The sequence below is a fragment of the Pseudoxanthobacter sp. genome (assembly GCF_036822375.1).
GTDB lineage: Bacteria > Pseudomonadota > Alphaproteobacteria > Rhizobiales > Segnochrobactraceae > Pseudoxanthobacter.
On record NZ_DAISHT010000005.1, the window covers coordinates 12,210 to 18,713 of the forward strand.

The 6,504-nt window shown below is 70.4% G+C and carries 7 protein-coding genes; all 7 read left to right on the forward strand.

Going from position 1 to position 6,504, the window contains the following annotated elements:
- The first annotated feature begins 66 nt into the window (after positions 1-66).
- Positions 67-723, forward strand: coding sequence for a bifunctional 4-hydroxy-2-oxoglutarate aldolase/2-dehydro-3-deoxy-phosphogluconate aldolase (gene eda / locus V7067_RS01335; RefSeq protein WP_334174066.1), 657 nt, complete (start codon positions 67-69; stop codon positions 721-723).
- A complete protein-coding gene (locus tag V7067_RS01340; protein WP_334174067.1) occupies positions 720-1,676 on the forward strand; it encodes a shikimate dehydrogenase in 957 nt (318 codons plus the stop codon). Before eda ends, V7067_RS01340 begins: the two co-directional genes overlap by 4 nt.
- Before the next feature lie 10 nt (positions 1,677-1,686).
- Entirely contained in the window at positions 1,687-2,658 is a 972-nt protein-coding gene (locus V7067_RS01345; protein WP_334174068.1) for a phosphoglycerate dehydrogenase, read from the forward strand.
- Positions 2,648-3,514, forward strand: a complete 867-nt coding sequence (locus V7067_RS01350) for an MBL fold metallo-hydrolase (protein ID WP_334174069.1) — start codon at positions 2,648-2,650, stop codon at positions 3,512-3,514. The genes V7067_RS01345 and V7067_RS01350 overlap by 11 nt, the downstream gene beginning before the upstream one ends.
- 167 nt (positions 3,515-3,681) lie before the next feature.
- Positions 3,682-4,575: an SIS domain-containing protein gene (locus V7067_RS01355; RefSeq protein ID WP_334174070.1), complete on the forward strand. Its 894-nt coding sequence runs from the start codon at positions 3,682-3,684 to the stop codon at positions 4,573-4,575.
- A gap of 219 nt (positions 4,576-4,794) precedes the next feature.
- Positions 4,795-5,382, forward strand: a complete 588-nt coding sequence (locus V7067_RS01360; RefSeq protein ID WP_334174071.1) for an NADPH-dependent FMN reductase — start codon at positions 4,795-4,797, stop codon at positions 5,380-5,382.
- 28 nt (positions 5,383-5,410) lie between these two features.
- Entirely contained in the window at positions 5,411-6,496 is a 1,086-nt protein-coding gene (locus tag V7067_RS01365; protein ID WP_334174072.1) for an LLM class flavin-dependent oxidoreductase, read from the forward strand.
- Positions 6,497-6,504 lie beyond the last annotated feature (8 nt).

The window sequence follows — 6,504 nt, forward strand, 5'->3', positions numbered from 1 at the left end:
CCCCGACCTGCTTCCCCGACCTGCCCCGCACCGGCCCTTCCGGTGCCCGATTCAGGATCCGCAGCCGTGACCCATCCCTTTGAAACCATTGCCGCTGTCGGCGTCGTGCCGGTGATCGCCATCGAATCGGCGGCCGATGCCGTGCCCCTTGCCGATGCCCTGCTGGAAGGCGGGCTGCCGATTGCCGAAATCACCTTCCGCACGGCCGCCGCCGCCGAGGTGATGGCCGCGCTGAGCGAGGCGCGGCCGGAACTGGTGGTCGGCGCCGGCACCGTGCTCGACACCGCCTCGCTGCAGGCCGCCATCACAAGCGGCGCCCGCTTCGGCCTTGCCCCCGGCTACGATCCGCAGATCGTCGGCGCCGCCGCGGCCGCCGGCCTGCCCTTCGCGCCGGGCGTGATGACGCCAAGCGACCTGTCCCTCGCCACCGCGCAGGGGGTGCGTGTCGCCAAGTTCTTCCCTGCCGGCACCATCGGCGGCCCGAAGGCGCTCGCCTCCATCGCCGCGCCGTTCGCCCATCTCGGCGTGCGCTTCATCCCCACCGGCGGCGTCACCCCGGACAACATGACCGACTGGCTGGCCCTGAAGGCCGTTGTCGCCGTGGGCGGCACCTGGATCGCCAGCACCGCTGACATCCGCGAAGGCCGCTTCGCCGACATCACCCGCAACGCCCGCGCCGCCGTGGAAAAGGCCCGCGCCCTTCTGGAGGCCCGTGGCCGATGACCCCGCCCTTCACCCCGGCCACCCGGCCGACGTTCTATTTCATCGGCGTGACCACGGGCAAAAGCTCGATCATGAAGGTGTTTCCGGCGTGGGCCGCTTATCTGGGCCTCGGCGACGCCGTGATTGCCGGCATGGATTTCCCGATCCATGCCGATCCGGCCGCCTATCGCGCTGCGGTGGAATTCATCAAGAGCGATCCGCTGTCGCTCGGCGCACTGGTGACGACCCACAAGATCGACCTCTTCAAGGCCTGCCACGACCTGTTCGACGAGATCGACCCCCATGCCGCGTTCATGGGCGAGACGAGCTGCCTTTCCAAGCGCAACGGCCGCCTGATCTGCCATGCCAAGGATCCGATCTCGTCGGGTCTGGCGCTCGACGGCTTCATTCCGGCCGGTCATTTCGCGCGCACCGGGGCGGAGCTGTTCTCCATGGGGGCTGGCGGCTCCACCATCGCGCTCACCTGGCACATGATGCAGCCGGGGCGCGCCGGCGACGCGCCCGCGCGCATCGTGGTTTCCAACCGCAGTCAGGAGCGCCTCGACGAGATTGCCCGCATTCATCGCGAACTGAACGCGGCGGTGCCGGTCGATTATGTGCTGGCGCCGCGCCCGGAAGACAACGATGCCGTGGTTGCCGGCCTGAAGCCCGGTTCGGTGGTGATCAACGCCACCGGCCTCGGCAAGGATGCGCCGGGCTCGCCGCTGAGCGATGCGGTGGTGTTTCCCGAGCGCGCCATCGTCTGGGATCTGAACTACCGCGGCGAGCTCATCTTTCTCGATCAGGCCCGCCGGCAGGCGGAAAGCCGCCACCTGCAGATCGAGGATGGCTGGACCTATTTCATTCACGGCTGGACGCAGGTGATCGCCGAGGTGTTCGGCATCGCCATTGCCACGAGCGGTCCGCAGTTCGACGACATCAGCCGCATCGCGGCCGAAGTGACCGGGCGCTGAGGAGGTTTCCATGGGTGCATTCGCCAGTCGGGAAGCGGCCGGGCGCGTTCTGATCACGCCGCGCTCGCTCACGGCCACCGGCCACCCCTCGCTCGACCGGCTGCGGGCCGCCGGCTTCGAGGTTGTCTGCTCCACCCCCGGCCGGCAGCCGGACGAGGCGGAGCTCGCACGGCTGGTGCCGCAGTGCGTCGGCTGGCTGGCCGGGGTGGAGCCGGTCTCGCCCGCCGTCATCCGCGCGTCTGCGCGCCTGCGGGCCATCAGCCGCAACGGCGTCGGCACCGATAACCTGCCGATGGATGTCATCACCGAACGCGGCATCGTGGTGCGCACCGCCGCCGGGGCCAATGCGGCCGGCGTGGCGGAACTGGCCCTCGGCCTCATGTTCGCCTGCCTGCGCCACATCCCGCTCGCCAATGCCGGCATCAAGGCCGGCGGCTGGCCGCGGCTGCGCGGCGGCGAAATTCGCGGCCGCGAAATCGGCCTCGTCGGCTGCGGCGCCATCGGGCAGGAGGTGGCCCGCCTCGTCACCGCCCTCGGCGCCCGGGTCATCGCCTTCGATCCCATGCAGCCGGATTTCGGCCTGCCGGCCGACCGCTTCGGCTATGCCGGCCTGCACACGGTCATCGAGCGGGCGCAGATCCTGACCCTGCACTGCCCGCCGCCCAAAGATGGCCGCGCCCTGATCGGCGAGGCGGAAATCGCGCGCATGCGCCCGGGTGCGTTCGTCGTCAACACCGCCCGCGCCGGCCTTGTCGATGAACCGGCGATGCTGGCCGGGCTCGACAGCGGCCGCATCGGCGCCTACGCCACCGACGTCTTTCCGCAGGAGCCGCCGCGCGCGCTGTCGCTGGCCGGTCACCCGCGCGTCATCGCCACCAGCCACATCGGCGGCTTCACCGACGAGAGCGTGGACCGGGCGACCGACATTGCCGTGACGAACCTGCTGGAAAGTCTGGCAGAGGCCGGCGCCGATGGCCGCTGAGGTGCGCAGCGTCGCCGCTGCCGGCGAGCCGGCGGCCGCGCGCCTTGCCCGCCCGCGGGCGGCCGGTGTCGGCCTGCTCTGGCTGGGGCAGGCCGGCTTCGTGCTCTCCGGCCGGCACCGTCTGGTCATCGATCCCTACCTGTCGGATTCGCTGGCGGAGAAATATCGCGGCACCCCGCGGCCCCATGTGCGCATGATGCCGCCGCCCGTCTCCCCGGCCGGTCTCGGCAGCGTCGATCTGGTGCTGTGCACCCACCAGCACACCGACCACATGGACCCCGGCACCCTGCAGCCGCTGGCCGCCCTCAATCCCGCCCTGCGCTTCGTGGTGCCGCGGGCGGCGCAGGCGGAGGCGCTGAAACGCACCGGCGCCGGGGCCGACCGCCTCATTCTGCTGGATGCCGGCGAAACGGTGACGCCGCTGGAGGGCGTCACCATCACCGCCGCCCGCGCCGCCCACGAGACGCTGGAGCGCGATGCCGCCGGCTGCCACCGTTTTCTCGGCTATCTCGTGGCCATGGACGGCGTGCGTCTCTTCCATTCCGGCGACACGGTTCCCTTCCCCGGACAGGTGGCGGACGTGGCGGCGCTCAGGCCGGATGTCGTGCTGCTGCCCGTCAACGGGCGTTCGGCCGCGCTGGCTGCCGGCGGTGTGCCGGGCAACCTCACCCTCGACGAGGCCGTGGCGCTGGCGCAGGCGGCCGGTGCGCCGGCGATGGTGGCCCATCACTATGGCCTGTTCGATTTCAACACCGCCGATCCCGCCGCCATCGATGCCTGCGCGGCTCAGGTGACCGGGCTGCAGCTGGAGCGGGCCCGCACCGACCGCGACCTTGCGATCCGCCCGCGCGCCTGACGGCCCCGGCGCAACGCGCAGGAATGACGCGCAGGAATGATTTGCCTTTGCCGGCGAGAGCGTGAAAGCATGCAACCATGAACGGCGCCCCGGACGACGGCGTTCCGGGGCGGGTCCGCGGCGGGGCGCCCGCCATCCGCCCGCGGCGGACCCGCAACGGAGACAGCATGACGAACCGAGAGACGAACGGTCCGGTCCGCGGTCCGGCGGAAAATGTGCTGGAGGTGGTGCGCACCCTGCGCGACGGCCTGCGCCGCTCCGACCGCAAGGTGGCCGATGTCGTGCTGGCCGATCCGCGCCGCATCCTCAACGCCACCGTCGCCGAAACGGCGGAAATCGCCGCCGTCAGCCAGCCGACCGTGATCCGCTTCTGCAGCGCCATCGGCTGTCAGGGTTTTCAGGATTTCAAGCTGCGGCTGGCGCAGAGCCTTGCGCTGGGCACGCCGGCCACCCATTCCGTGCTGTCGGGCTCCGATACCCTCGGCGAGATCGTCGGGAAGATCTTCGACTACACCATTACCAGCCTCGACTGGGCCCGCCACCATCTCGACCCCGCCGCGCTGGAAGCCGCCGTCGAGGCGATTCTGGCGGCCGGCCATCTGGAGTTTTTCGGCCACGGCGCTTCCGGCATCGTGGCGGCCGATGCCCAGCAGAAATTTCCGCTGTTCGGCATCTCCTGTGGGGCGCAGACCGATTCGCATCAGCAGATCATGGCCGCCTCGATGATGACCCCGGATCAGGTGGCCATCGTCTTTTCCAACACCGGGCGCACCCGCTCCATCATCGGGGTGGCGCGCACCGCGCGCGAGACCGGGGCAACCGTGATCGGGGTGATGGGCGGCGACGCGCCGCTGGCACGCTATTGCGATATCGTGCTCAAGGTGGAGACGCTCGACAACACCAACATCTACACCCCCACCATCTCGCGCATTGCCGCCCTTGCCGTGGTGGACGTGCTGTCCACCGCCGTGGCGCTGCGGCGCGACGATGCCCACCGCAAGCGCTTCATGCGCATGAAGCAACAGCTGAACGAGCTGCGCTTCGAAAACGAGACCCCCTGAACCCCTGAACCCCTGAACCCGGGCGGACCCGAAACCCGCGTCTGCCCGAAACCCGTTCCGGCCCGCCGCCCCACAGGGCTGCTGCGACAACCCCGCATGACTCTGCCACCGGCGCGCGATTGCCGGCCACGGCGCGAACGGGCAATGTGGCGAGGCAAAATGTCCCGCCCGCCGCGATCTGACGTCGCGGCGCCCGGCCGGCCACACCGAGGTGCTGCCATGTCGACTGCCGTTGCTTCCGAAGCCGCTGCCCGCCCGCTGAATGTCGTCGTGTTCGTCGGCAGCCTGCGCAAGGGCTCCTACAACGCGGCCATCGCGCGCGCCCTGCCGGCGCTGGCGCCGGAAGGGCTGACCTTCACCATTCTGGAAGGTCTGGGCGACCTGCCCCACTACGATGCCGACCTGCAGGCACAGGGCTTTCCGCCCAAGGTGCTGGAACTGGCGCAGGCCGTGAGCGCGGCCGACGCCGTGGCCTTCGTCACGCCGGAATATAACTATTCGATCCCCGGCTTCCTGAAGAATGCCATCGACTGGCTGTCGCGCGTCAGCCCGGCGCCGTTCGCCGGCAAGCCGGCGCTGATCCAGAGCGCCTCCATGGGCGTGCTCGGCGGCGTGCGCGCGCAGTACCACCTGCGCCAGATTCTGGTGTTCCTCGATGCCATTCCGCTCAACAAGCCGGAAGTCATCATCGGCGCGGTTCACAGCAAGATCGATGCTGCGGGCGAGCTGACCGACCAGCCGACGCGCGACTTCATCGCCACGCAGCTGACGAATTTCGCCGCCTTCATCCGCCGCCTGCAGCCCTGACAGGCACCGCGGGCGGGGGCCGGCCGGCATGGAAATCGGACTTTACACCTTCGGCGACCTGCCGGTCGGCACCGGCGGGGGCGAGGCCGCGCGCCGGCGCCTCGGCGAGATCGTGGCGGCGGCGCGGCTGGCCGACGAGGCCGGCCTCGCCGTGTTCGGCGTCGGCGAGCATCACCGGCCGGATTACGCCATATCGGCCCCCTCGGTGGTGCTGGGGGCGCTGGCGGCTGCGACCCGGCGGATCCGCCTGACCACGGCGGTCACCATCCTGTCGTCCGACGATCCGGTGCGGGTGGCCGAGCAGTTCGCGACGCTCGACCTGCTGTCCGGCGGCCGTGCGGAAATCACCGTCGGCCGCGGCGCCTTCATCGAGTCCTTCCCGCTGTTCGGCTACGATCTGAACGACTACGACGCGCTCTATGATGAAAAGCTCGCGCTGTTCCTGAGGCTCGCCGGCGGCGGAGCAACCGACTGGCACGGCCGCTTCCGTCCCGCCCTTGCCGGGGCCACGATATCGCCGCCGGTTCCCGGCGATGACGGCCGCATCTGGATCGGCGCGGGCGGAACGCCCGCCAGCGCCATCCGGGCCGGGCAGGCCGGACTGCCGCTCAATCTCGCCAATATCGGCGGCGAGCCGGCCCGCTTTCAGCCCTTCATCGATCTCTACCGCCGCGCCGGCACCGCTGCCGGACACGACGCCGGCCGCCTGAAAGTTGCCATTTCCGGCCATTGCCATGTGGGCCGCGACAGCCGGAGCGCCCGCGACGCGTTCTTTCCCTATTATGCCCGTTATATCGGCCACAATCTGCCGGCAGGCCGCGACGGCTGGAAAGTGACCCGGCCGGACTTCGACCGCCTCGCCGCACCGCGCGGACCGCTGTTCGTCGGTAGCCCGGCCGAGATCGTCGACAAGATCCTCTACGAGCACAGCCTGTTCCGGCACGACCGCTTCATGGCGCAGATCGATATCGGCGGCCTGCCGTTTGCCGAGGTCGCCGCCGTTATCGGGCGGCTGGCGGGCGAGGTGCTGCCGCAGGTCAACCGGGCGCTCGGTGCCGGCGCCGCGCCTGAGACCTCTCCCGCGCCTGAGATCTGCCGGCCGCCGGCCGGCTGAACGGCCGC